Raw genomic sequence first — 24,169 nt, forward strand, 5'->3', positions numbered from 1 at the left:
CCAGACTCATGACTGAGGGCGGGCGCACCCGGCGCGCGGACGGCGCGCCGTCTGGGCCGTTGACCGCGCCACCCGCTCGGCCTTCAGCGTGGAGCCTTCAACGTTCAACGTTCAACGTTCAACGTTCAACGTTCGGCCCGGGTCGATTCGTAGAGGAACCAGGTGCGGCGCTCGGCCTCGTCGATCCAGTTCTCGATCAGGCTGGTCGAGGCGACGTCATTGTGGCTCTCGCACACGGCGTGGGTGGCGCGCAGAAAGCCCGTCAGGCGGCGGTTGTCGTCGGCCAGCTCGGCCAGCATGTCCTCGGGCGTGACGTAATCGGCGTCGTTGTCGAGCAGGCGCTGCAGGCGCTGGATATGGCCGATCGAACGCAGCGTCGTGCCGCCGATCTTGCGGGCGCGCTCGGCGATGGCGTCGGTGGTGGCGAAGATCTCGTCGCCCTGCTCATCCAGCATGAGGTGGTAGTCGCGAAAGTGCGGGCCCGAGACGTGCCAGTGAAAGTTCTTGGTCTTCAGATACAGCGCGAACATGTCGGCCACCAGGGCCGTCAGCGCGGCGGCGATGTCGATCCTGGCCTGCGCGCCCAGGTCGGAGGGCGTGTGCAGGGGGGCGGTCATGCGGGATTGAAGCGAAAGATCGTTCATGGATTTCTCCGGGTTGGCTGCGGAAACCGGGCATCGATTTCCGATGGAAACCAGCATAGCGACGGCCTTGCGCCGGAAAAATCGGCTCATCGTTTCCTCGGCTCATACCAAGGTTTACCCGGAAAATACGGGTGTTTCGTGGCAAAGTTCGCGGATAATGTGCGCGTCTCATTGCGCGCCCCTGGTTTTCCGCCCGATCCGCGCGCTCCCAACCAGAGGTGGATCTTGCTCACGTCACCACTCGGCCGCACGCCTGGCCAGCCGCCGCGGTCGCGTCCCGACGCGCCGGAGACGGCCGGCCCGCGCCGCATGCAGTTCCTGTTCCGCGCGGCCGCGCTGGTCCTGGCGCTGGTCATCGCGCTGGTCGACACCTTCACCGACTTCGACGGCGCGGTCGCGGTGCTGTATGTGGTGGTCGTGCTGCTGGCGGCGCGCACCTCGCGGCGCCTGGACATCATCGTGGCCGGCGCCGCCGGCATCGTGCTCACCATCTCCGCCTATCTGAACTCGCACGGGCTGAACCACGTGGGCTCGCCCACCGCGCGGGCGCTGGTCAGCCTGGCGGCCATCGGCATCACCGCCCTGCTCGCGCTCCAGAACCAGCATGCGACGCGCCGGCTGGCGTCGCAGGCCCGCCTGCTCAATCTGTCGCACGACATGATCTTCGTGCGCGACCATCACGGCGTCATCACGTTCTGGAACCGCACCGCCGAGGACGTCTACGGGTGGCCCGCGAACCTCGCCCTGGGCCGCATCGCCGACACGCTGCTGCAGACCCGCTACCCCGATCGCCGCGAGGCCATCGAGGCCGAACTGCTGGCCACGGGCGCCTGGGACGGCACGCTGGAACAGAAGACCCGGGCGGGCGCCACCCTGGTGCTTGAAAGCCGCTGGGTGCTGCAGCGCGACCATCATGGCCGCGTGACGGGCGTGATGGAAACGCACCGTGACGTCACCGACCGCAAGGCCGCCTATGCCGCCCTGGTCAGCAGCGAAAGGCGCTATCGGCGCATGTTCGACGCCAGCCGGATCGGCGTCGTCCAGGAGGACTGGCGCGCCGTGCGCGCCGCGCTGACCGCCCTGGGCATCATGGACGGCCCCGCCCTCACCGCGCACCTGGCCCGCCATCCCGAGTTCATCGGCCAGGCGCGCCTGCTGACGAAGGTCGATGACATGAACCCGGCGTTTCTCGCGATGGTCGGCCGCTGCGGCCCGGCGCCCGGGCTGGAGTCGGTCGACGACATCCTGTGCGATGACGACCGCATGTACGCGCAGTCCCTGCTGGCGTTCGCGCAGGGCGAGGCCTTCCACGAAGGCGAGACCGAGGTCGTGCGCCCGGACGGCGCGCGCGTGCCGGTGCTGTTCACGATCACCTTTCCGTCGGCGGACGACCCGGACGGCGCCGTGCTCGTATTCGTGGTGGACAACACCGAACGCAGGCAGGCGCAGGACGCGCTGCTGCTGGCCCAAACCGAACTCGCGCACGCCGCGCGCGTGGCGACGCTGGGCGAACTGACCGCCTCCATCGCGCACGAGGTCAACCAGCCGCTGATGGCGGTCGTGACCAGCGGCGACGCGGGAATGCGCTGGCTGCGCCGTCCGCAGCCAGACCTGCACGAAGTCGAGCTGGCGATGGCGCGCATCGTCTCTGAAGGCCGGCGCGCCAGCGAGATCGTCAAGCGCATCCGCGCGTTCCTGAGCAAGGCGCCGGTGCAGCAGGCGCCGCTGGACATCGGGACCGTCATCGAAGAGGCCACGCGCCTGGTGGCCCACGAGCTCACGCGCGAACGCGTGGCGCTGCAGGTCGAGATCGCGCCCGGCCTGCCGCCCATCACGGGCGATCGCATCCAGCTGCAGCAGGTGCTGGTCAACCTGATGGTCAATGCCAGCCAGGCCATGGCCGGCCAGACGCGGCCGCGCCAGTTGTCCGTCCGCGCGGCGCGCCGGGAGGACGGCATGGTCGCGATAACCGTGACCGACACCGGCCCCGGCATCGCCGCGGACGACCTGGAACGTCTGTTCGATCCGTTTTTCACCACCAAACCGCAAGGCATGGGCATGGGCCTGCCGATCTGCCGCACCACGGCGCAGGCGCATGGCGGCAGCCTTGCCGTCGACAGCACGCCGGGCGCAGGCGCGGCATTCACGCTGACACTTGCGGCCACGCAGGGGAACCCTTCCGCATGAACCACCGAACCCCACCGACTTCCGGCACCGCCGCCCCGCCCTCGCAGGTCATCGTGGTCGATGACGAGGCCAGCGTCCGCGACTCGCTCGACAGCCTGTTCCGGTCCGTCGGCCTGCGCACCACGCTGTGCGCGTCGCCCGCCGAACTGCTGCAGGCGCCGATCCCGGACGCGCCGGGCTGCATCGTGCTGGACGTGCGGCTGCCCGGCATCAGCGGCCTGGACTTCCAGGACCAACTGGCGCGGCACGGCATCGACCTGCCCATCGTGTTCCTCACCGGCCATGGCGACATCCCCATGACGGTGCGCGCCATGAAGGCCGGCGCGGTCGACTTCCTTTCCAAGCCATTTCGCGAACAGGACATGCTGGACGCCGTCGCCGCCGCGATCGAACGCGACACCCAGCGCCGTTCCCGCGACGCCGCGATGGACGGCCTGCGCGCCCGCTACGACACCCTCACCCCGCGCGAACGCGAGGTCATGGCGCACGTGGTGTCGGGGCTGATGAACAAGCAGGTGGCCGGGCTGATCGGCCTGAGCGAGATCACGGTCAAGATCCACCGCGGCCACGTGATGCGCAAAATGGGGGTGCGGTCGCTCGCCGACCTGGTCCGCCATGCCGAGGCGCTGGGCATTTCCGCGCCTTGACGGTGCCGGGGACAAACCTCTGTATGATTTTCCTGGCGGTTGCAAAGGTTCATAAGGAGACTTGCCGGGCATCGGATGCGCAATGTGATCCGTCCGGGCCGAAGGATCTTCCTACATGAATCACACTCCCACTATCGCGGTTGTCGACGACGACGATGGGGTCAGAATCTCGCTGTCCAGCCTGTTGCGCTCGCTCGGCTACGAGGTGCGGGCCTACGGCTCGGGGCCCGACTTCCTGAACGACCGGGGCGCGGGCGACCCCGACTGCATGATCACGGACGTCCAGATGGCGCCCATGACGGGCGATCAGCTCCAGGCGGAACTCATCGCCGCCGGACGCCGCTTTCCCCTGATCTTCATGACCGCCTTTCCCACCGAGGCCGCGCGCCTGCGGCTGCTGGCGCTGGGCGCCTGTGCCTACCTGGACAAGCCCGTCGATGGCGAGGCCATGGCCCGGTGCGTGGCCGATGCCTTGCGGCACGGACGCGACGCGACGAATTAGCGGGAAGCGGCGGAAAACGGCGGGAGGCGGCGGATTGGACACATCCGCCCGCGGCGCCCGCCTATACCTTTGTATTACGCGCCAAGCCCAGCGTAGGATGTTCCGGGAACGCATAAGGCCCTAGTCTATCCCTGCGGTCCAACCAACCCGGAGAATCCCGACATGAGCACGATCACCACCCCCGATGGCGTTGAAATCTTTTTCAAGGACTGGGGCCCCAAGACAGCCCAGCCCATCATGTTCCACCATGGCTGGCCGCTGTCCAGCGATGATTGGGACACGCAGATGCTGTTCTTCCTCGCCCAGGGCTTTCGCGTCATCGCGCACGACCGGCGCGGACATGGACGTTCCAGCCAGGTCAGCGACGGCCACGACATGGACCACTACGCGGCCGACGCGGCGGCCGTGGCCCAGCACCTGGACCTGCGCAACGCCGTGCACATCGGCCACTCCACGGGCGGCGGAGAAGTCGCCCGCTATGTCGCCCGCCATGGCGAACCGCAAGGCCGCGTCGCCAAGGCCGTGCTGGTCAGCGCCGTGCCTCCCCTCATGGTCAAGACGGACGCCAACCCGGGCGGCACGCCGATCGAAGTGTTCGATGGCTTTCGCAAGGCGCTGGCCGACAACCGCGCGCAGTTCTTCCTGGATGTCGCCGCGGGCCCGTTCTACGGTTTCAACCGCGATGGCGCCAAGGTGTCGCAGGGCGTGATCAACAACTGGTGGCGCCAGGGCATGATCGGCGGCGCCAAGGCGCACTACGAAGGCATCAAGGCTTTCTCGGAGACCGACCAGACCGAGGACCTGAAGGCCATCACCGTGCCCACGCTGGTGATGCACGGCGACGACGACCAGATCGTGCCCATCGACGACGCGTCGCGCCTGTCGGTGAAGCTGCTCAAGAACGGCACGCTGAAGGTCTACCCGGGCTTTCCTCACGGCATGCTCACGACCCATGCCGACGTGATCAACGCGGACCTGCTCGCGTTCATCAAGAGCTGATCAGTTCGCCTTCTGATCCTCGCCCGCATAGCCATCGATGTACGCCCGGCCCGAGCAGCGCACCATCGCCACGCAGGCCGGGCTTCCCGTTTTTGCGATGCAGGCCGCGCGCGAGGCATCGCGGGCGGCTTTCGGATCGGGGTCGAGCGCGGTGAAGCTCGTGCCCCGGCCCTTGATTCCCTTGGCCCAGGCCAGGCCGACGCAGCTATCGGTGTAGGTCAGCACCTTCCTGCAGCCTTGGCAGTCGTCCCATTCCAGCAATTGCGACAGCGCGTCCTTCTCGTGGGGATAGCCGTCGGCATAGACCAGGTCGCCGGTCTCCTTTTCGGCGATGGCGCCCCAGTACTCTCGTTCGTCCATCCGCGCCGACAGGCTTTCCAGGTCGGCGGGCGTGGCCTTGACGGGCGCCTGCAGGTCGGCCGCGCTGTAACCCGGACCCACGCACAGCGGCATGGTCGAAAGGCGGCACTTTCCGTCGGGGCTGGCGGCGGTGCAGCGGCGGATGGCCTTCTTGGCGGCCATCTCGGGCGACACGCTGTTGCCCGGAAACAGGTCCTGCACGGAATTGCGGGCATAGACCATGCAACTGTCGGAAAACCAGCTCAGCACCTTGCACTCCTTGCCCCCCGCCTTGCGGCATTGGGCCAGGGCCGCGGCTTCGGCCGCCTTGCCGTCGGTTTCGGGCAGCACCCAGAAAATCCTGGAATGCTTGCCGTCGGTGGCGATGCCGCCGTAGAGCTTTTCGGCGGCATGGGCGGCCGGGGAAGCCAGTCCCGCCACCAGGACGAGTGTGGCGAAGGCGGCGCGAAGCAAGGCAGATAGGCGAGCGGGCATGATCGTCAGGAAGTCCGTGGAATTGGGCGGGAAAATCTTATCCCAGCGCGCCTCGGTTCCGTCCCTCTATGAGACGCCCGTCCCGGCATATTAGGTAACAAATTTCACATCTGCCGGACCGGACTCCGCCCCCGTTTATCGGTAAAAATGTGGCACTTTTTGAAGCCGGCCGTCAGCACCCAGGCCGTGCGAACCTGCGCACCGGCCGACAGGGCGCGGTTCTCGTGTCACGAACAGAAACAAACGGCGCCGCGCCGCTCGCATTGTGCAGAGCGGCAGGCGGCCAGTCTCGGAGCCTGGACACCCGCATGAACACGCCACAGCATCCCCTTCCCCGCCGCGGACGGCGCTTTTTGTTTGCGGGGGTTCTGACCGCGCTGGGCGTGGCTGGCTGCGCGCCGATGCCCACGGGCGGCAGTTCCACCCTGCCTTCGCTCAGCCAGGTGTTCAAATCGGGGCTTTCGTTCTCGCCCAGCGTGAACGTGGCCAAGAACATGGAAGGCCGTTCCATCGACGACGCCATCGCCGCGCTGGGCGAACCGTCCCGCATCCGGCCCGTCGGCAACACGATGGAGCTGGAATGGTCCGACTACCAGTCCGCCCCGTACTCGGAATGGGTCGTGGACAGCTCCAGTCAGCAGGTCGTGGGCATGATCCCCGGCAACCGGAACAGCGCGCCCACGCCGGTGTTCCAGACCAACACCACCGGCCACTATGCCAACCGCACCCGCATCTACGAATGCACGGTGCGGATGCGCATGCAGAACAGCCTCATCGTCGACACCTCCGTCGACGGCAATGTCTGCCCCGAGTTCATCTCCGCCCTGCGCAAATGGGCGGGCGAAGCCGAAGCCAGGAATTACGTGGTGAAGTGAGGCACGGGGCGCGGCTGCGCCCACGCGCTGTCCGCATCCCCGCGCGCCAACCGGCGCCGGGTCGCCACCGCCATCCAGGCAAAACCCAATCCCACTGCCAGCGCGGTCGCGTCGACTCCCAGCGCGGCAGGCGACGCGTGTGCCCACAGCCCGCTCGCGGGCCAGAGCAGGCCCAGCAACGACGTCGCGGGGATGGCAAGCGTCAGGGCCGCGGCCAGCCTCAGCAGATGCACGCCCGCGACCGCGCCGCCGCGCAGGAACGACCAGGCGATGCCCGCGAAGAACATCGCGTAGTACGCGCCCTTCAGCCAGGCATCCAGGTCCCCTACCCGTCCGTGCAGCGCCTTGGCCGCGATCATCATCAGCGAAATGCCGCACACGCTGCCCAGGCACACGCCCACGGTCGCCGACGCCATCAGCCGCGTATCCCGCCGCTGCGCCGGCACCTCTCCCGTGCGCCGGTCCGCGCGCTTGCGGCGCGTCTCGATCCAGAGCAGGTTGCCGCTGTAGAACAGCCATGCGCCGGCCAGGCCCAGCAAGAAGTACAGCCACTGCACCGCCGCCCCGCCGAACGACGCCATGTGCAGCGCGAAAAAGCTGCTGATCCACAGGTTGGCCGCGTCCTGTCCCCCGGGCAGGTAGTCGGTGTTCAGGACCTTGCCGCCATACGGATCGATCGCGACGAATCCGCCGCGCGCACGCGGCGAGACCGCGGCCGGATCCTTGCCCCAGATGCGCACCACGGCGCGCGGCGAGGTGACCTGGGCGTATTGCAGCGCGATGGGCTCGAACGACGGCGACAGGCTGCGCGCGCGCGCCAGCAGCTCGGCGGGCGGGAGCATGGCGGACGGGTCGCGCGGCGCGGTGTCCGCCGCCGGTCCCCCGGACCGCTGGAACACCGACGCCAGCTTGCCTTCGTACATCAGCCGGTCCTGGATGTCGTAGATCCCGTCGTGAAACGCGAAGACGACCGAGCTGAGCGCCATGACAAGGTGAAACGGCAGCGAAATGATGCCGACCACGTTGTGCGCGTCGAGCCACATGCGCTTGAGATTCCTGCCCACGCGCAGCGCAAAGAAGTCCTTGACCAGCGAAGGCAGCAGCACGATCACGCCGGACACCAGCGCGATCGCGTACAGGGACGCCACCACGCCCATGAACCAGCGGTTCGGGTCGCTGTCCACGGGCAGGCCCACCACGCGATGCAGCACGTCGATGAAGTTGCCCAGCCCGCTGGGGTGCGCCTCCTCGATGCGCACCGCGCCGTCCGCGTCCAGGCGCGCCAGATAGTGCCGCACGGCCGATTCGTCGTGGTCTTCGGCCTGGGGGTCGCGCACTTCCCAGCCCATGCGGGCGGGCACGTTCTCGTCGTCCTGCAGGTGAATGGTGAAGCCCTGGGCCACATCGGGCCGCGCCGCGAGCGTCCTGGCGATGAGGTCGGGCGCCGACTCCAGCGGCGCCAGCCCCGCTGCCGCGTGCGGCGAGGCCCAGCGGGCAATCGGTTCCTTGAACACGGTCAGCGCGCCCGCGTAGAAGGCGATGAAAAGCGCCATCCCGGTCAGGATGCCCGTCCAGGTGTGGACCGATTTGTAGATGCGGATGTAGTCGGCTCGCATGGTCGCGGCCCTCCTGATCAGAGCGCGCCAGCGGCGTAAAGGCCGCCATAGAGCGCCAGGCATGCGCCGCCCAGCCAGCCCCAGGCGCGCAGGCCGCTGCCAAAGAAATAGACGGTGGAAAGAATGCCCAGCCATAGGGGCGGCACCAGCCACATGGCCAGCTGCGAGCGCGTGGCAAGCGGCACGCCGGCGGTCAGCGCCGCCAGCAGCACGCTGGCGCCCAGCGCGATGGCCAGGCCCAGCACCGCGCCCGCCAGGCTCTTGGAAATCCAGTCCCGGCGGATGGGCGCGGGCTTGGCGGACTTGGCCGGGTCAGCGGGCTTCATTCGCGTCTCCCCGGCGCAATTGCCGCAGCACGGCGAGGTAAGGAACGAGGCAGAAGAACAGCATCAGCGCCGTGCAGAACACGAACACCGCCGCCAGCACCGTATGGGCCGCCAGGCACCCCCAGGCGCCCAGCGCCAGTAACGCCACGCCGGACACCCGCGCGGGCGCGACGGGCCATGGCGCCGCGCCCCATCGCTGGTTGGGCGACGCACGATAAAGGCAGAAGCAGCCCAGCAACACGGCAGCGAGGATGGAAAGGATCAAGACGGGCATGGTCGACGTTCGAGGAACAAGGGTTTTTGTACCCGCGCGCCCGGATGCAGCAATCCGGGCGCGGCAGGCAGCGGCGTTCAGAAGCTGATCGTGGCCGATGCCATGACGCTGCGGGCCGGGCCCAAGGTCGCGATCGGCGTGGTGTCGCTGAAGATGCCGGCGTAGTAGTACTTGTTGAAGACGTTGTTGACGTTCAGCCGCAGCACCACGTCGCGGCCATTGACCTGCGTGGCGTAGCGCGCGCCCAGGTCGACCTGACCCCATCCCGGGATCTCGATGTTGTTGGCCGAGTCCGCGTATTGGCGCGACGTGGCCTGGATGCGCCCCGACAGCGTCAGGCCCGGCACCCAGGGCGTGTCCCACTCCAGTCCCGTGTTGACCTGCCAGCGCGGCGCGCCCACCGCGGTGTTGCCGTCGTAGCGGCCATACGAGGTCTTGACCTGCGTGCCCTGCGTGTACGTCACGCCGCCCAGCACGCGCACGCCTTGCGCGATCTCGCCGAACGTATTCCATTCCACGCCGCGCACGCGCTTTTCGCCCCCGTCCGCGTAGGTGGGATTGGACGTCGACCCTTCGGTCACCAGCATTGGCTTTTCGATCTCGAACAGCGCCAGCGTGTTGGTGAAGGTGCCGGCATTCCACTTCACGCCCAGTTCCTTCTGCTTGGTCTTATACGGCGCGAAGACTTGTCCGAAGTTGGTCGCGGTGGTGTCGGTGACGCTGTCGCCTTTGCTGAGGCCCTCGACATAGTTGGCATAGAACGACAGGTCCGGGCCCCACGGCTTGACGACGAGGGCGACGGCCGGCGTCACCGCGTCTTTGTCGTAGCGCGCCGTGGTCTTGCCGGTCTTGTCGAAGTTGCTGGTCTTTACGCGCTGGTTGCGCAGCCCGGCGGTCAGACGCAGCTTGTCGTCCAGGAACGACATGGTGTCGACCAGCGCCAGGCTGGTCAGCGTGTTCTCGCTGCTCTTGGGCGCGCTGTCCGGCACCGCCGGCATGACCGGCGTGATGGGATGGTAGATGTTGGACTTGAACACCGAGGCGGGGCCGGTGGCTGAACCGTCCTCCAGCTTGAGGTACGAGGCCTGCAAGACGAGCTCATGCCCCACGCTGCCGGTCCTGAAGCGCGAGCGCAGGCCGCCCTCGGCGGTCATGGCGTCGGTGTAGGCGCGCTGGCCCACCATCTGGCCCGTGAAATTGCCGTTGGCATCGATCTGCCGCGCGTGGGTGCCGTTGATGAGGCCGGACTGGTCGCTGTCGCGCCAGCCGACCCCCGCGAACGCCGAGACGTGCTCGTTGAAACGGTACTCCGCCTGGCCCATCACGGCATTGCTCTGGATGCTGCCGTAGGCGGTGCTGAACTGGTTGATGCGGGGATCGGGCGCGACCGGCACCACGGGGCCGGCAAACCAGAACATGGCGGGCGTGCCGCCGGTGAACGATTCCTGGCTGTGATAGGCGTCGATCGACGCCGTCAGCGCGCTGCCGCGGTAGTCCAGGCCGGCGGACAGGAACTCGCGCTTGCGGGACTGGCCGTCCAGCGTGGTCGCGCCGTCGCTGAACGAGCCATTGACGCGCGCGCCCCATTCATTGTTCGCGCCGTAACGCCGGCCGGCGTCGATGGTGGTACCCAGTTGCCCGTCGGACAGCCAGTTCACGCCGAACGTGGCGGTAGGCGTGTCGGTCGCGCGCTTGGTCACGAGGTTCACCGTGCCACCCACCGCGCCGCTGGGCGCCATGCCGCTAAAGAGCGCATTGGGGCCCTTCAGCACCTCGACCCGCTCGACGAATTCCACGGGCGTGCGCCCCATGGGCGCCAGGCCGTACAGCCCATTGATGGCCACGTCATTCTGATTGACGTCGAACCCGCGGATGCGGAAGTTCTCGTACGCATGGCCGCTGGACGTGGTGAAGCGCACCGACGGGTCGTTCGCCATGACGTCGGCCAGCGTGCGGGCCTGCTGGTTCTTGATCAGCTCGGACGTGTAGCTCGTGACGTTGAACGGCGTGTCCATCACGGACTGGTTGCCCATCAGCCCCAGCCGCGCGCCCTCCGCGACCTGCCCGCCGGCATAGACGGGCGGCAGGTCCCCGCTGTCCACCGCGCCTCCGGTGACCGTCACCGGCTGCAGCGTGGTGGTCGGCTGCGCCTCCTGCGCCCATGCCGCCGGCCACGGCAGCAACATGCTCAACGCGACGCAAGGCGCGATCCGCCCTGCCCGCGACGCGATCAGAAATGGCCTTTCCCCAGACACTTTCCTACCCCTAATAGTTAATGCAAATGCGAATGATAGTCGCTTATGCTACTTTAATTTTCGTTAACAAGGCAGTGTTCTGGGGGTAATAAAGGGGGGGGTTTGCGCTTCGTCAAAGACGATCATGCGGCCCTTTTTTGGGCGACGCGGCGCGGCGCGGCGCTACCCCACCGTCCGCAATTGCTCGGCCAGGAACTCGATGAAGCGCCGGGCCCGCACGGGCGCATGGCGGCCAAAGGCATGCAGCACCGAGACCGGCACGCGCGGCAGCGGCGCGTCCGGCAGCAGCTCGACCAGCCGGCCGGCCGCGATATCCTCGCGCACCGCCAGCCGCAGGATCTGCGCGATGCCCAGGCCGCCCAGCGCGGCGGCGCGCAACGCCGATCCGTCGTCCGTGTCGAACACGCCCTGCGGCTGCACGACCTGGCCGGACGCGAACGTGATGGGAAACGCGCTGCCCGCCAGCATGTAGCGCACGTGTGCATGGCGCGCCAGGTCGTCGATGCCTTGCGGTGTTCCATGGCCAGACAGATAGCCGGGCGATGCCACCAGCACCAGCGGAAGCTCGGCCAACTGGCGCGAATTCAGCTCCGAATCGGCGACGCGGCCGGCCCGGATGGCGAGGTCGAACCCTTCGCGGATCAGGTCGACGTGCCGGTCGGCCAGGCTCATTTCCAGTGTCAGCGCGGGGTGGGCAGGCAGGAACCGGTCCACGATGGGCGCCATCAGCAGCCGTCCCAGGTCGCCGGGCGCGGTGACGCGCAGGCGCCCCTGCGCGGTGGCTTGCGGCTGCATGACCTCGCCGGCGTCTTCAAGCGCGCGCAGCAGCGGCGCGATGCGTTCGTAATACGCCGCGCCTTCGCGCGTCAGCGACAGGACGCGCGTGGACCGCTGGAACAGCCGGACGCCGAAGCGCTGTTCCAGCCGGGCAATGGCCTTGGACACCGCCGAGGGCGAGGACCCCAGAATCCGGCCGGCGGCGCTGAACGAGCCGGCTTGCACCGTCGTGGCAAAGGCGACCAGGGCCGAGGCGTGCGGCAGCAGATCCATTCAAGACATCCAGGAAAAGGTGATTGAAGTGCAGCCACCTATTTAACCTTTTGTGGAATAGATAGAGTGGGTTTTCCTTCAACCATCTGGAAAAAACCATGAATCCCCACCAACTATCGGGCAAGGTCGCCCTCGTCACGGGCGGCAACAGCGGAATCGGCCTGGCCAGCGCGCACGCATTCGCCCAGGCCGGCGCGCGGGTCGTCATCCTGGGCAGGCGCCAGGACGCCGTCGACGCCGCGGTGCAATCCATCGGCCATGACGCGGTGGGCGTGACGGGCGACGTGGCGGAGCTGGACACGCACGACCGCGTGGCGGCAGAGATTCGGCAGCGATTCGGCGGCCTGGACATCTACATGGCGAATGCGGGCGTCGCCCTGATCGAGCCGTCGCCCGAGGTCTCCGTTGCGCATTACGACCAGCAGTTCGCCACGAATGCGCGCGGCGTCTTTTTTGGCGTCACCAAGACCCTGCCCGTCCTGAATCACGGCGCGTCCATCATCCTGGTCAGCTCGATCGCCAGCGCCAAGGTGCTGGAAGGCCATGCGGTCTATGCCGCCAGCAAGGCGGCCGTCGAGGCCTTTGCCCGCAGTTGGGCGCTGGAACTGAAGGACCGGTGCATCCGCGTAAACGTGATCAGCCCGGGTCCGGTCGACACGCCGATCCTGGAAAAGCTGGGTCTGCCCTCAGCGGCGCGCGCAGGCCTGGACGACGCCATGGCCGCCGCGATCCCGCTGGCGCGCATGGGCCGGCCGGGCGAACTGGCGCGCGCCGCGCTGTTCCTGGCAAGCGACGCCAGCTGCTTCGTCACCGGCGCCAACATCCGGGTCGATGGCGGGATGGCGCTGACCTAACAGTCGCGCGGACGTCCTGGCGGGCCGGCCTGCCGGAACGTCCCGCAATCGGCGCTACAATCCGCGCCGGATTCCCGCCGCGCCCGCGCGCCCGCGCCGGCCGGCCCGCGCCCAAGCGCATGGCATTGCCCTCCCAAGCCAGGCGAACCATGACGCATTCCCCCCTCCCCCATTGATCGTTTGTCCGGTCTCACCGGATGCTTTTCGCTGTTCTGGAAATCGAGGATTTCATGTCTCGGCAGTTGTTGGGCCTGGTGCTCGGGCCCTTGCTTGGCTTGTTCGTTGTCTGCATCGGCAACGCGTTCATCTCTTCCCTCACGACCCTGCAATTGGACGCCGCCGGAGAGTCGGCCACCGTCATCGGCGTCATTTCGTCGTCGTATTTCATCGGCCTGACGCTGGGCGCCATCTTCAATGACCGGCTGATCCTGCGTATCGGCCATATCCGCGCCTACAGCAGTTTTGCCTCGCTCATCGCCGTCACGGTGCTGCTGCAAGGCCTGATCTTCAACCGCGAAGCCTGGTTCGTGCTGCGCCTGATCAATGGCTGGGCCAGCGTCGGCGTGTTCCTGGTGGTCGAAAGCTGGCTGCTGCTGGCGGGCGACTCCCGCATGCGCGGACGCCTGCTGGCCCTGTACATGATCGCGCTGTACGGATCCGGCATGCTTGGGCAGCTGGAGCTGGGCGCGATCACGCGGCTGGGCGACATGGCGCCCTTCATGGTGGCCGGCCTGCTGGCGTCGCTGTCGGTGCTGCCCATGGTCATCATTCCGCGCGTGTCGCCGCTGGTGGAACGGGTCGAGCCGCTGCTGCCGCAGCACCTGGCGCGCATGACACCCACGGGCGTGATGGGCTGCTTCGGGTCGGGCGTAGCGATCGCCGCGGTGTACACCCTGCTGCCGCTGTACTTGCAGCGCATCGGCCTGGACGTGGCCGAGGTGGGCAAGATGATGGGCGCCGTGATCCTGGGCGCGATGGTGCTGCAGTATCCGGTGGGCCGCTGGTCCGACCTGCGCGACCGTCAGGTGGTGCTGATCGCCCTGGCCGTGTTCTGCGCGCTGCTCAGCCTGCTCATCCTGGCGCTGCCGCCGGCCTCGCCGCTATTGATGCCGCTGCTGTTTCTTCTGGGCGGCGGCGTGTTCGCCATCTACCCGGTGGCGGTCAGCCACGCCGCGGACCGCGCGCCCGCCGATGCGCTGGTGCGAATGATCCAGGGATTGCTGCTGATCAACTCGCTGGGGTCGGCGCTGAGTCCGCTGGCGATCTCGCCCGTGATGGCGACGTTCGGGGAAGCCGGGCTGTTCTGGTGTTTCGCCTTGCTCAATCTGAGCCTGGTCACCTTCTTTGTCTGGCGCCGCAACGAGCGCCCGGCGCCCGCGCCCGTGGCCCCCTTTGCCGCCGCCGCGCAGATGTCGCCGGTGGGCGTGGAGCTGCGCGTGACCGAAGACCTGTTCCAGGGCGCGCTGGACCACGAAATGACCGAGGACCTGACGAACGCGGTGCCGGGCGCCGAGGCGGCCGAACCGATCCTGTCGGCCGCCCGGGACGCGCCGCCGGCCGGCTAGGCCTCAGCCGCGCCGGCTCAGCGCGCGCGCAATGCGCTGCCGCGCCACCGTCGTGCGCGGCACCTTGAACGGGAACCAGCTGCGCACGTCTTCGTCAAGGCCGATGCCGTGCATGTAGTTGTAGATGGCCTTCTTCAGCCCCCGGCCCAGCGCATCGTGGTCCACGCCCGTGGGGTCGTGGAAACCGACGTCGTTCTTGGCGAACGTGATGTCCGGCAGCGGCTTGAGCCGGATGCCGTATTCCTCGGGGTTCTGCCCCACCGGCGAGTGCACCGTACAGGCGAAGCGGTGAAAGAACCCGCTCTGGATGCAGTCGTTCTCAAACAGCTGGCGCACGTATTCCAGCGCGTCCACCGTGTCCTGCACGGTCTGCGTCGGAAAGCCATACATCAGGTAGGCATGCACCAGCACCCCCGCATCGGTGAAGGCGCGCGTCACCCGCGCCACCTGGTCGATCGACACGCCCTTCTTCATCAGGTTGAGCAGCCGGTCGGACGCCACCTCCAGGCCGCCCGACACGGCGATGCAGCCGCTGTCGGCCAGCAGTTCGCAAAGCTCGGGGCTGAAGGTCTTTTCAAAGCGGATGTTGCCCCACCACGAAATCCCGGCGTTGCGTTCGATGAGCTCGGTGGCCAGGGCTTTCAACGCCTTGGGCGGCGCGGCCTCGTCCACGAAGTGAAAGCCGGTCTGGCCGGTTTCGGCCACGATGGCTTCGATGCGGTCGGCCAGCACGGTCGCCTCCGCGCCTTCGTAGCGACCGATGTAGTCCAGGCCCACGTCGCAGAAGCTGCACTTCTTCCAGTAGCAGCCGTGCGCCACGGTCAGCTTGTTCCAGCGGCCGTCGCTCCAGAGCCGGTGCATGGGATTGAGCATGTCCAGCAGCGACAGGTAGCGGTCCAGCGGCAGGCCGTCCCACGTGGGCGTACCCACTTCCGCGAACGCGACGTCGGGTTCGACCAGGTTGACGTAACGCACGGCGCCGCTGTCGGCGTCGCGCAGAAACGTGCGCACCAGGCGCTGGCGCGAGCGCTTGCCCTGCACATGCTCCAGCAGCGCGAGCAAGGGGCGCTCGCCCGCGTCGAGCGTGACGAAATCGAAGTAATCGAATACCCGCGGGTCCTTGAGTTCACGCAGTTCGGTATTGACGAAGCCGCCGCCCAGCACGATCACGATGCCGGGATCCTGCGCCTTGATCGCCTGCGCGATCCGGAAGGCCGCGTACACCGCGCCGGGGAACGGCACCGACAGCAGCACCATCGTCGGCTTGTGGCGCGCCAGCGCGTCCATCGTCAGCGCCCGCAACGTCTCGTCCACCAGATTCAAGGGCGCGGCCAGCGCCTCGGCCAGCGGATCGAAGGTGGGCTGGCTGCCCGCCAGCGATTCGGCGTAGCGCACGAACTCGAAGCGCGGATCGATGGCGTCGCGCAGCACGTCGGCCAGATCGTTCAAGTAGAGCGTGGCCAGGTGCTTGGCGCGGTCCTGCAGGCCCAGCGCGCCGAATGCCCAGCCCAGCGGATCGCCGCCTTCCTCGTCCAGGTAGACGTCCAGCGAACTGAAGCGCGGGCCTTCAGGCAGATAGTTGCGACCGGCGATGCGGTGCGCCAGCGTGGAGTCGCGGCCTTGCAGGAAGGCGATCACGGGTCCGATGGTGGCCAGATAGCGCGGCTGCATGGCGACGAAGGCCTGGATCGCCGGGGTGTGCTTCTCAAGGGGAAGCGCATCCACCTGCTGCGCGACGGCCCGCAGGCCGTCGGCCGACAGCAGGCGCAGCACCAGGGCGAGCGCCAGGTCCTCCTGGAACGACGTCACGCCGCGAGAACGCAGGAACCCGGTCAGGTAGGCGGTGGACGGATAGGGGGTATTCAGCTGCGTCATCGGCGGAATCACCGACAGCACGCGCAAAGGCAAGGTGGACATGAGGCACGGCAGGTCTGCCGTCAAAAAACGCGGGAATCGACGCAATTATAGGCAGCGCTGGCGCCGCGGCCTTGCGCCGCCCTCACAGCACACCGTCCAGCCAGTCCAGCACACGGCGGTTCAGCAGCGACCGGTTGGCCGATTCGCAGTGGTCGCCCGCGCCCTCGTCGGCGGAAAACCGCAGCAAGTGCTTGGGGCAGCGCAGGCGGTCGTAGAACAGCTCGGTGTCCGCCGCCAGGGGGTCGTTTCCGGCGACCGTCATGAGCGTCGGGCACGCAATGCCGTCGACCCGGCCATCCATCGTGAACTGCTCGATCGCGCGCAGGTAGTCGCGCAGGTTGTCCACGCCATGCACCCAGAAGCCGCGCTGCACGATCTTCCAGGCAAGCACGGGATTGGCCATGACGAACTGCCACAGGCGGTCCAGCACGGGCGGCTCCAGCTCGCCCAGATTGGCCGCGGCGTCGGGGCTGGCGCCCAGCTTCACGGCCAGGGGCCGGAACAGCCCCGCGATGCTCCATTGGCCGGGATCGGCGATGCAGGCGGCCAGGCGATGCTCGCCCGATGCGGCGCGCGGCGCCAGATGGCCGCCCAGGCTCCAGCCGCTGAGCGCGATGCGTTTCGGATCGACGATGGGCGACTCCACGGCAAGATCGACCACGGCCCCCACCACCATCTCCCAATCGGGACGCATGGGCACGCCCTGTTCGTACAGCATGCCGCCCTGCCCGGGGCCATCGAACACCAGGGCGTGATAGCCCCTGCGGGTGGCGGCCACGGCGCAGGCGAAATACATATCCGTCACGGTGGCGTCATACCCATTGGTGAAGATGACGAGCGGCCGCACCTCGGTCTCGCGGCCTTCGGCCGGCAACAGGTACGCGGGCATGTGGCCGCCCGCCAGCGGGATGCGCAGGGGTTCGACCGGATGCCGCGACAGCGCCAGCCCCCGGTCGAAGGCGGCCATCTGCTTGCGAAAGGCCGCCAGCAGCCGCGCGTCCGTCGGCGCGCCGTACAAGGGGCGATACGCCGTCGAATAGAAGGCGCTGGCGCGCAGATGCAGTTCGCGGGCGCTGGCCCGCAGGTTGCGGCGTTCGGCATCGAGCGCCTCGGCGGCAAGGCGGTCGCCCGCCGCCATCCAGGCCTGGAAGAACGCCGTGTCGTCTCCGTCCCCCACGGCCCGTCCCACCGCCAGGATTTCACCCAGGTCCGCCCCGCCATAAGGCAGATAGGCCACCGGCCGCGTGCCGAACTCGTCGTGCAAGTCGTTCTGGAAGGCCAGTCCCATGGTGAGTCTCCGGTAGCGGACAGCGTTGGCGCGGCGCAGCGGGAGCGTCCCGGCCCTGGACCCGGACCTACGCAGCCTACCCGAGCCGCCCGCCCGTGGCGATACCGGCTATCCCTGATGCCTGATGCCTGATCCGCGCGGCGTTGGTTGAATTGCGCGGCCACCGCAATCACAATCTTCAAACCGGCGGACTATCGTTCAATACGTTTCGCCTGCCCGCTGGCACATTGCGGGGGTCCCTCACCACGGCAACCAACGGAGTCATCCATGCCCATCACCGCGACCCCCACCCCCGGCGCCAAGCTGCTGTCGCCCAATGACCACACGCTCATCATGATCGACTTCCAGTCGCAGATGGCGTTCGCCACCCACTCCATCGACGCCGTCACGCTGCGCAACAACGCCGCGCTGGTTGCCCACGCCGCCGCCGGCTTCGGCGCCTCCACCATCCTGACGACCGTCGCCGAAAAGAGCTTCTCGGGCCCCATGTTCGAGGAAGTCACCGCCCCGTTCCCCGGCCAGGCCCTGCTGGACCGCACCTCCATGAACACCTGGGAAGACGCCGCCGTCATCAAGCAGGTCAATGAAATCGGCAAGAAGCGCATCGTGCTGGCCGGCCTGTGGACCAGCGTGTGCATCGTCGGCCCGGCCCTGTCGGCGCTGGACCAGGGCTTCGAAGTCTATGTGATCACCGACGCCTGCGGCGACGTGTCCGCCGAAGCCCACAACCGCGCCGTCGAGCGCATCGTGCAGGCCGGCGGCCAGCCCATCACCGCCCTGCAATACCTGCTGGAAATGCAGCGCGACTGGGCCCGCACGGACACCTACGACATGACGACCGGCATCGCCAAGAAGTTCGGCGGCGCCTATGGCCTGGGCATCATCTACGCCAAGTCCATGTTCAACGCCCACGAAGGCTGATGGGAGCACGCCGATGAAGGTCTACCTCGTTTCGCTGGGACTCGGCCTACTGGTCGGGGTCATCTACGCACTCTTTAACGTGCGATCGCCGGCGCCCCCGGTGATCGCCCTGGTAGGCCTGCTCGGCATCCTGGCGGGGGAACAGATTCCCCCGCTGGTCAAGCGCCTGCTTGCGGACGAGCCCGCCCGCGCGTCGTTCATCCATGAGCAGGTCAAACCCCATATGTTCGGCGAACTGCCCAGCTGCCCCAAGCCGGCCGCCGATTCCGCCCGCCAACCCACCGATGCATGTGGAGACAAGCGCAATGGCTGACATCCTGGACCCCGCGCGCGAAGGCGCCCCCGACCTCATCCTGCACCAGGGCCGTTTCACGACCCTGGACCCGGCCAATCCCGTCGCCGACGCCGTCGCCATCAAGGACGGCCGCTTCACGCGCGTGGGCGCGGCCAGCGACATCCTGCCCCTGGCCGGTTCCGGCACGCGCGTGATCGCGCTGGGCGGGCGCGGCGTGCTGCCCGGGCTGATCGACAACCACCTGCACATCATCCGCGGCGGGCTGAACTACAACATGGAGCTGCGCTGGGACGGCGTGAGAAGCCTGGCGGACGCCATGGCCATGCTGCGCCGCCAGGTCGCCATCACCCCCGCCCCGCAATGGGTGCGCGTGGTCGGCGGCTTCACCGAGCACCAGTTCGCCGAAAAGCGCCTGCCGACCATCGAAGAGCTGAACGCGGCGGCGCCCGATACGCCCGTGTTCATCCTGCACCTGTACGACCGCGCCCTGCTCAACGCCGCTGCCCTGCGCGCCGTGGGGTACGACAAGAACACCCCGGCGCCGCCCGGCGGCGAGATCGTGCGCGATGCTGCCGGCAATCCGACCGGCCTGCTGCTCGCCAAGCCCAACGCGTCCATCCTGTACGCCACGCTGGCCAAGGGCCCCAGGCTGCCGGTCGAATACCAGCTCAATTCCACGCGCCACTTCATGCGCGAATTGAATCGCCTGGGCGTGACCGGGGCCATCGACGCCGGCGGCGGCTTCCAGAACTACCCCGAGGACTACCAGGTCATCCAGCAATTGGCCGACGCCAATCAGCTCACGATCCGGCTGGCCTACAACCTCTTCACGCAAAAGCCCAAGCAGGAAAAGGAAGACTTCCTGAACTGGACGGCCACCTCGCAGTACAAGCAGGGCACGGACTACTTCCGCCACAACGGCGCGGGCGAAATGCTCGTGTTCTCGGCCGCCGACTTCGAAGACTTCCGCCAGCCGCGCCCCGAGATGGGCCCCGAGATGGAAGGCGAACTGGAAGAAGTGGTGCGCATCCTGGCGCAGAACCGCTGGCCGTGGCGCATGCACGCCACCTATGACGAGACCATCTCGCGCTCGCTGGACGTCTTCGAACGCGTGAACAAGGACGTGCCGCTGGCCGGCCTGAACTGGTTCTTCGACCATGCCGAGACGATCTCGGAACGCTCCATCGACCGCATCGCCGCGCTGGGCGGCGGCGTGGCCGTGCAGCACCGGATGGCCTACCAGGGCGAGTACTTCGTCGAACGCTATGGCGCGGGCGCCGCCGAGGCCACCCCGCCCGTCAAGCGCATGCTGGAAAAAGGCGTCAACGTGTCGGCGGGCACCGACGCGACCCGCGTCGCGTCCTACAACCCCTGGGTGTCGCTATCCTGGCTGATCACCGGCAAGACGGTGGGCGGCCTGCGCATCACCCCGCAGCGCAACTGCCTGGACCGCGACGCGGCGCTGCGCATGTGGACCGAGAACGTCACCTGGTTTTCCAACGAACAGGGTAAGAAGGGCCGCATCGCCGCCGGCCAGCTTGCCGATCTGGTCGTGCCCGACCGCGACTTCTTCGCCTGCCCCGAATCCGAGATCGCCGACACCACCAGCCTGCTCACCGTCGTCGGCGGCAAAGTGGTCTGGGGCGCGGGTGAATTTGCCGGGCACGACGAGGCCGCGCCGCCGCCCGCCATGCCCGACTGGTCGCCCACGCGCCTCTTCGGCGGGTACGGGGCCTGGGGCGATGCGGATGGCGAGGGCAAGCCCCTGCAGGCCACGCTGCGCGAAGCCGCCGCGGCCTGCGCATGCGCCAACGACTGCAACGTCCACGGCCACCAGCACGCCGGCGCGTGGGCCAGCAAGCTGCCCGTGTCCGACCTCAAGGGGTTCTGGGGCGCGCTGGGCTGCGCGTGCTGGGCGGTATGACGGCGCGCCGGCTGTTGACCGCGCCGGCGGTGCGCTGGTTCGCCCTGCTGGCGCTGTGCGGCGCCTACATCCAGGGCGGGCTGGTCAAGCTGCTGGACTTCGACGGCGCCCAGGCCGAGATGGCGCATTTCGGCCTGCAGCCCGCCGCGCTGGCGGCGGTCGCCGTCATTCTTCTTGAACTGGGCGCCAGCGCGCTGGTGCTGTCCGGCCGCCTGCGGTGGCTGGGCGCGCTGGCATTGGCGGCCTTCACCGCCGCCGCGGCGCTGATGGCCAACCGCTACTGGGAATCGCCCCCCGACGCGCGTTTCATGACGATGAACGCCTTCTACGAGCATTTCGGGCTGGCCGGGGCATGGGTCCTGGTCGCCTGGCACGATTTAACGGAGCGCCCGCATGGCCGGAGCTGACCGCAGTACCCCGCCGCCCGCCGCCGGCGGCATGGCGCCCCTCAAGCACACGCTTTTCGCGGTGCTGTGGGGCGCCACCATCCTGGGCAACATCGGCAGCTTCATGCGCGACGTGGCCAGCGCCTGGCTCGTCACCGACCTGTCGACCAACCCGGCCGCCGTCGCCATGATGCAGACGGCCGCCACCCTCCCCGTCTTTCTGCTGGCCATCCCGGCGGGCGTGCTGTCCGACATCCTGGACCGGCGGCGTTTCCTCATCGTCATCCAGGTGCTGCTCGCCTGCGTCAGCTTCACGCTGCTGATGCTGGCCAAGACCAACACGATGACCGTCGAATACCTGATCGCGCTGACCTTCATCGGCGGCGTGGGCTCGGCGCTCATGGGGCCGACCTGGCAGTCCATCGTGCCCGAACTCGTGCCCAAGGCCGAACTGAAGGCGGCGGTGGGCCTGAACTCGCTGGGCATCAACATCGCCCGGGCGCTGGGACCGGCCGTGGGCGGCATGCTGCTCGCGGCCTTCGGCGCCGCGGCCGCCTATGGCGCCGACGTGCTGAGCTACGTGTTCGTGATTGCCGCGCTGCTGTGGTGGAAGCGGCCCAAAAAGGTGGACGACGGCCTGTCCGAACAGTTCTTCGGCGCCTTCCGGGCCGGCGTACGCTATGCCCGCGCCAGCCGCGACCTGCACGTCGTGCTGCTGCGCGCGGCGGTGTTCTTCATCTTCGCCAGTTCCGTCTGGGCGCTGCTGCCCCTGGTGGCGCGCAAGATGCTGGGCGGCACCGCGGGCTTTTACGGCCTGCTGCTGGGCGCGGTGGGCGTGGGCGCCATCCTGGGCGCGCTGGTCCTGCCCAAGCTGCGCCAGAAGCTCGACGCCGACGGGCTGGTGCTGGCGGCCGCGACCGCCGCCGCCGTCGTGATGGCCGCCCTGTCGTTCGCGCCGCCCCAGTGGGCCGCCGTGCTGCTGCTGTTGCTGCTGGGCATGGGCTGGATCGTCGCCCTGACCACGTTCAACGGCGTGGCGCAGGCCATTCTGCCCAACTGGGTGCGCGGGCGCGGGCTGGCGATCTACCTGATGGTGTTTAACGGCGCGATGGCCGCCGGCAGCCTGGGCTGGGGCCTGCTGGCCGAGCAGATCGGGGTGCCCGCGACGCTGCTGGCCGGTGCCGTCGGGCTGCTCGTTGCCGGCTTCGTGCTGCATCGCATGCGCCTGCCGCGCGGCGAAGCCAACCTGGACCCGTCCAACCACTGGCCGGAACCGCTGCTGGATGCGCCGGTGGAACACGATCGCGGCCCTGTCATGGTGCAGATCGAATATCGCATCCGCGTGGCGGACCGCCCCGCCTTCCTGCAGGCGCTCAAGGCCGTGGCCGAGGAACGTCGCCGCGATGGCGCCTACGCCTGGGGCATCGCCGAACACACGGGCGACCCGGAACGGGTGCAGGAATGGTTCCTGGTGGAATCCTGGGCCGAGCACCTGCGCCAGCACCACCGGGTGTCGCAGGCGGACGCGGACCTGCAGGGCGAAGCGCAGCGTTTTCACGTCGGACCGGACAAGCCTGTGGTGCATCATTTCCTGGCGCTGGACATGCGCCAGGCCGGGCCACGATAAGCCAGGCCGCGGCGCTCAATGCGCGGAGGCGTCCAGGAAGCGGTGCACCACGCGCACCGCGTCCGCGCCTTCGGCAATGCTCGCCAGCACATGCTTGACCGAACCGGCGCGCGCCGCGCCCACGGCAAAGACGCCGGGCTGCGAGCTCTCGTAGGGCCGGGCCTGCATCGACCCCGCCGCGGCGCGGCCCGTGTGGATGTAGCCCTGGTCGTCGGTGTCCAGCCAGCCGTCCAGCCACGCGGTATTGGCGTCGATGGCCGGCTCCCCCGCGAGCGATTCCTGCATGCCCGTCGCCACGATGAGGCTGCGCGCCTCGATCATGCGGCCGTCATCCAGCCACACACGGTACGGATAACAGCCGCCGTCGAACCGGCTGACGGTGCGCCGCGGCAGCACGTGCGCGCCAAAGCGCTTGCTCTGGTCTTCGGCGCGGCGCAACAGCGATCCCTCGCACAAGCCTGTGATGGTGCCCGGGAATCCCTTCAGCACCCCCAGCCCAGACCCGTCGCCGCAGGACAGCGAGCCGCCCACCAACATGGTCTGCAGTCCCTCGGATGCGGCGTAGGCCGCGGCGGCCAGCCCAGCGGGGCCTCCGCCGATCACGGCCAGATCCATTACGGGGTCGTCCTGGCCGACCCGGGCGGCCGACCGGAGAATGGCGCCGCCGTACGGCCGCTGCCGCAGGTAGCCGATGCGACGCAGGATGAACGCGCGCAGGATGATTTCGGCCAGGGGCCGCTCCGCAAGAATCATCGCCTGCAGCGCCGCGCGGCTCAGGCGCAGCAGCCGGCTCGGCGTATCGGCCCGCACCGTGACGGCGTTGGGCCGGTCGGTGAACAGATCGAGGCTGCCCGTAAACTCACCGTCACGATGCACGAGCAAACTGTGCAGGGCGCCGTCGGCTTCGCATTCCAGCACCTCGACATAGCCCTGGAGCAGGATGTAGAAGGCCCCCTCGCGGTCGCCGCTGTTGAGCAGCACGCTGCCGGGCTCGGCCAACATCTCCTCGCCATAGGGCGCGGCGCGGTCGATCATGGCGCGGGCCAGCATCGGGAAGGCCTGCGCGTGCAGCGCGGCCAGATCCGGCGGCGGGTTGGCCGGCGGGGCGCCGGTGGCAAGACGAATCATGGGGGAAACTCCCGGGTCATCCGAGGAAAGCGGCAGGATATATGAACAAAGTAGC

General features: G+C 68.3%; 22 protein-coding genes. 12 read left to right on the top strand and 10 right to left on the bottom strand.

Features of this window, described 5'->3' with window-relative positions; all coding sequences use genetic code 11:
* Nucleotides 1–125 precede the first annotated feature (125 nt).
* The gene (locus BMW75_RS07180; protein ID WP_092578109.1) at nt 126–644 is read right to left on the bottom strand and encodes a Dps family protein; all 519 of its coding nucleotides are present in this window, start codon (nt 642–644) and stop codon (nt 126–128) included.
* Between the two features lie 225 nt (nt 645–869).
* Here BMW75_RS07180 and BMW75_RS07185 point away from each other — a divergent pair, with 225 nt between their 5' ends.
* From BMW75_RS07185 to BMW75_RS07200, 4 genes are all read left to right on the top strand, one after another.
* A complete protein-coding gene (locus tag BMW75_RS07185) occupies nt 870–2,831 on the top strand; it encodes a PAS domain-containing sensor histidine kinase (protein WP_217646933.1) in 1,962 nt (653 codons plus the stop codon).
* On the top strand, nt 2,828–3,478 hold the full coding sequence (locus BMW75_RS07190) for a response regulator transcription factor (protein ID WP_092578113.1): 651 nt from the start codon (nt 2,828–2,830) through the stop codon (nt 3,476–3,478). Before BMW75_RS07185 ends, BMW75_RS07190 begins: the two co-directional genes overlap by 4 nt.
* A 115-nt stretch (nt 3,479–3,593) precedes the next feature.
* Nucleotides 3,594–3,980 (top strand): response regulator transcription factor, encoded by a 387-nt coding sequence (locus BMW75_RS07195; protein ID WP_092578115.1) that lies wholly within the window; start codon nt 3,594–3,596, stop codon nt 3,978–3,980.
* 162 nt (nt 3,981–4,142) lie between these two features.
* On the top strand, nt 4,143–4,979 hold the full coding sequence (locus BMW75_RS07200) for an alpha/beta fold hydrolase (RefSeq protein WP_092578117.1): 837 nt from the start codon (nt 4,143–4,145) through the stop codon (nt 4,977–4,979).
* Here the strand turns inward: BMW75_RS07200 and BMW75_RS07205 are convergent, their stop codons facing one another.
* Nucleotides 4,980–5,813: a DUF4189 domain-containing protein gene (locus tag BMW75_RS07205; protein ID WP_254791949.1), complete on the bottom strand. Its 834-nt coding sequence runs from the start codon at nt 5,811–5,813 to the stop codon at nt 4,980–4,982.
* Nucleotides 5,814–6,121: 308 nt separating this feature from the next.
* Between BMW75_RS07205 and BMW75_RS07210 the strand changes: the two genes are divergently transcribed.
* Nucleotides 6,122–6,688, top strand: coding sequence for a hypothetical protein (locus BMW75_RS07210; protein ID WP_092578121.1), 567 nt, complete (start codon nt 6,122–6,124; stop codon nt 6,686–6,688).
* Here the strand turns inward: BMW75_RS07210 and BMW75_RS07215 are convergent.
* The 5 genes from BMW75_RS07215 to BMW75_RS07235 all read right to left on the bottom strand — a co-directional run bounded on the left by BMW75_RS07215 (nt 6,673) and on the right by BMW75_RS07235 (nt 12,209).
* Nucleotides 6,673–8,304 (bottom strand): PepSY-associated TM helix domain-containing protein, encoded by a 1,632-nt coding sequence (locus BMW75_RS07215; RefSeq protein ID WP_092578123.1) that lies wholly within the window; start codon nt 8,302–8,304, stop codon nt 6,673–6,675. The genes BMW75_RS07210 and BMW75_RS07215 overlap by 16 nt on opposite strands.
* A 17-nt stretch (nt 8,305–8,321) precedes the next feature.
* Entirely contained in the window at nt 8,322–8,630 is a 309-nt protein-coding gene (locus BMW75_RS07220; RefSeq protein ID WP_092578125.1) for a hypothetical protein, read from the bottom strand.
* Nucleotides 8,617–8,904 carry a hypothetical protein gene (locus BMW75_RS07225; RefSeq protein ID WP_092578127.1) on the bottom strand — a complete coding sequence of 96 codons (288 nt, stop codon included), beginning with the start codon at nt 8,902–8,904 and terminating at the stop codon, nt 8,617–8,619. Before BMW75_RS07225 ends, BMW75_RS07220 begins: the two co-directional genes overlap by 14 nt.
* A gap of 77 nt (nt 8,905–8,981) precedes the next feature.
* Nucleotides 8,982–11,090, bottom strand: coding sequence for a TonB-dependent receptor (locus BMW75_RS07230; protein ID WP_092578129.1), 2,109 nt, complete (start codon nt 11,088–11,090; stop codon nt 8,982–8,984).
* Nucleotides 11,091–11,321: 231 nt separating this feature from the next.
* Nucleotides 11,322–12,209, bottom strand: coding sequence for a LysR family transcriptional regulator (locus BMW75_RS07235; RefSeq protein WP_092578131.1), 888 nt, complete (start codon nt 12,207–12,209; stop codon nt 11,322–11,324).
* A gap of 98 nt (nt 12,210–12,307) precedes the next feature.
* Here BMW75_RS07235 and BMW75_RS07240 point away from each other — a divergent pair, with 98 nt between their 5' ends.
* Entirely contained in the window at nt 12,308–13,063 is a 756-nt protein-coding gene (locus tag BMW75_RS07240; protein WP_092578133.1) for an SDR family NAD(P)-dependent oxidoreductase, read from the top strand.
* Between the two features lie 230 nt (nt 13,064–13,293).
* Nucleotides 13,294–14,628 carry an MFS transporter gene (locus tag BMW75_RS07245; protein WP_092578598.1) on the top strand — a complete coding sequence of 445 codons (1,335 nt, stop codon included), beginning with the start codon at nt 13,294–13,296 and terminating at the stop codon, nt 14,626–14,628.
* Between the two features lie 3 nt (nt 14,629–14,631).
* Here BMW75_RS07245 and BMW75_RS07250 read toward each other — a convergent pair whose 3' ends face one another.
* Both BMW75_RS07250 and BMW75_RS07255 read right to left on the bottom strand, forming a co-directional pair.
* Nucleotides 14,632–16,545 carry a B12-binding domain-containing radical SAM protein gene (locus BMW75_RS07250; RefSeq protein ID WP_076520716.1) on the bottom strand — a complete coding sequence of 638 codons (1,914 nt, stop codon included), beginning with the start codon at nt 16,543–16,545 and terminating at the stop codon, nt 14,632–14,634.
* Nucleotides 16,546–16,627: 82 nt separating this feature from the next.
* A complete protein-coding gene (locus tag BMW75_RS07255) occupies nt 16,628–17,833 on the bottom strand; it encodes an alpha/beta hydrolase family protein (protein WP_092578135.1) in 1,206 nt (401 codons plus the stop codon).
* Between the two features lie 267 nt (nt 17,834–18,100).
* Between BMW75_RS07255 and BMW75_RS07260 the strand changes: the two genes are divergently transcribed.
* Genes BMW75_RS07260 through BMW75_RS07280 form a run of 5 tightly spaced genes read left to right on the top strand, consistent with a single transcriptional unit; the run spans nt 18,101 to nt 22,986 of the window.
* On the top strand, nt 18,101–18,754 hold the full coding sequence (locus BMW75_RS07260) for a hydrolase (protein WP_092578137.1): 654 nt from the start codon (nt 18,101–18,103) through the stop codon (nt 18,752–18,754).
* Nucleotides 18,755–18,767: 13 nt separating this feature from the next.
* Nucleotides 18,768–19,067: a XapX domain-containing protein gene (locus tag BMW75_RS07265; protein WP_092578139.1), complete on the top strand. Its 300-nt coding sequence runs from the start codon at nt 18,768–18,770 to the stop codon at nt 19,065–19,067.
* On the top strand, nt 19,060–20,973 hold the full coding sequence (locus BMW75_RS07270) for an amidohydrolase (protein WP_092578141.1): 1,914 nt from the start codon (nt 19,060–19,062) through the stop codon (nt 20,971–20,973). The genes BMW75_RS07265 and BMW75_RS07270 overlap by 8 nt, the downstream gene beginning before the upstream one ends.
* Entirely contained in the window at nt 20,970–21,380 is a 411-nt protein-coding gene (locus BMW75_RS07275; RefSeq protein WP_076520711.1) for a DoxX family protein, read from the top strand. The genes BMW75_RS07270 and BMW75_RS07275 overlap by 4 nt, the downstream gene beginning before the upstream one ends.
* Entirely contained in the window at nt 21,367–22,986 is a 1,620-nt protein-coding gene (locus tag BMW75_RS07280) for an MFS transporter (protein WP_175493117.1), read from the top strand. The genes BMW75_RS07275 and BMW75_RS07280 overlap by 14 nt, the downstream gene beginning before the upstream one ends.
* Before the next feature lie 15 nt (nt 22,987–23,001).
* On the opposite strand, the gene BMW75_RS07285 is transcribed toward BMW75_RS07280, so the two are convergent.
* Nucleotides 23,002–24,114 carry a cyclic nucleotide-binding domain-containing protein gene (locus tag BMW75_RS07285; protein ID WP_092578144.1) on the bottom strand — a complete coding sequence of 371 codons (1,113 nt, stop codon included), beginning with the start codon at nt 24,112–24,114 and terminating at the stop codon, nt 23,002–23,004.
* Nucleotides 24,115–24,169: the final 55 nt, after the last annotated feature.

Source organism: Achromobacter sp. NFACC18-2, assembly GCF_900108985.1.
Lineage (GTDB): Bacteria > Pseudomonadota > Gammaproteobacteria > Burkholderiales > Burkholderiaceae_B > Achromobacter.

Bases quoted from the DNA above. Each gene is read 5' to 3' on its own strand.
- BMW75_RS07180 (WP_092578109.1), bottom strand. From the start codon at position 644: ATGAACGATCTTTCGCTTCAATCCCGCATGACCGCCCCCCTGCACACG.
- BMW75_RS07190 (WP_092578113.1), top strand. From the start codon at position 2,828: ATGAACCACCGAACCCCACCGACTTCCGGCACCGCCGCCCCGCCCTCG.
- BMW75_RS07195 (WP_092578115.1), top strand. From the start codon at position 3,594: ATGAATCACACTCCCACTATCGCGGTTGTCGACGACGACGATGGGGTC.
- BMW75_RS07200 (WP_092578117.1), top strand. From the start codon at position 4,143: ATGAGCACGATCACCACCCCCGATGGCGTTGAAATCTTTTTCAAGGAC.
- BMW75_RS07205 (WP_254791949.1), bottom strand. From the start codon at position 5,813: ATGCCCGCTCGCCTATCTGCCTTGCTTCGCGCCGCCTTCGCCACACTC.
- BMW75_RS07210 (WP_092578121.1), top strand. From the start codon at position 6,122: ATGAACACGCCACAGCATCCCCTTCCCCGCCGCGGACGGCGCTTTTTG.
- BMW75_RS07215 (WP_092578123.1), bottom strand. From the start codon at position 8,304: ATGCGAGCCGACTACATCCGCATCTACAAATCGGTCCACACCTGGACG.
- BMW75_RS07220 (WP_092578125.1), bottom strand. From the start codon at position 8,630: ATGAAGCCCGCTGACCCGGCCAAGTCCGCCAAGCCCGCGCCCATCCGC.
- BMW75_RS07225 (WP_092578127.1), bottom strand. From the start codon at position 8,904: ATGCCCGTCTTGATCCTTTCCATCCTCGCTGCCGTGTTGCTGGGCTGC.
- BMW75_RS07230 (WP_092578129.1), bottom strand. From the start codon at position 11,090: ATGTTGCTGCCGTGGCCGGCGGCATGGGCGCAGGAGGCGCAGCCGACC.
- BMW75_RS07235 (WP_092578131.1), bottom strand. From the start codon at position 12,209: ATGGATCTGCTGCCGCACGCCTCGGCCCTGGTCGCCTTTGCCACGACG.
- BMW75_RS07240 (WP_092578133.1), top strand. From the start codon at position 12,308: ATGAATCCCCACCAACTATCGGGCAAGGTCGCCCTCGTCACGGGCGGC.
- BMW75_RS07245 (WP_092578598.1), top strand. From the start codon at position 13,294: ATGTCTCGGCAGTTGTTGGGCCTGGTGCTCGGGCCCTTGCTTGGCTTG.
- BMW75_RS07250 (WP_076520716.1), bottom strand. From the start codon at position 16,545: ATGTCCACCTTGCCTTTGCGCGTGCTGTCGGTGATTCCGCCGATGACG.
- BMW75_RS07255 (WP_092578135.1), bottom strand. From the start codon at position 17,833: ATGGGACTGGCCTTCCAGAACGACTTGCACGACGAGTTCGGCACGCGG.
- BMW75_RS07260 (WP_092578137.1), top strand. From the start codon at position 18,101: ATGCCCATCACCGCGACCCCCACCCCCGGCGCCAAGCTGCTGTCGCCC.
- BMW75_RS07265 (WP_092578139.1), top strand. From the start codon at position 18,768: ATGAAGGTCTACCTCGTTTCGCTGGGACTCGGCCTACTGGTCGGGGTC.
- BMW75_RS07270 (WP_092578141.1), top strand. From the start codon at position 19,060: ATGGCTGACATCCTGGACCCCGCGCGCGAAGGCGCCCCCGACCTCATC.
- BMW75_RS07275 (WP_076520711.1), top strand. From the start codon at position 20,970: ATGACGGCGCGCCGGCTGTTGACCGCGCCGGCGGTGCGCTGGTTCGCC.
- BMW75_RS07280 (WP_175493117.1), top strand. From the start codon at position 21,367: ATGGCCGGAGCTGACCGCAGTACCCCGCCGCCCGCCGCCGGCGGCATG.
- BMW75_RS07285 (WP_092578144.1), bottom strand. From the start codon at position 24,114: ATGATTCGTCTTGCCACCGGCGCCCCGCCGGCCAACCCGCCGCCGGAT.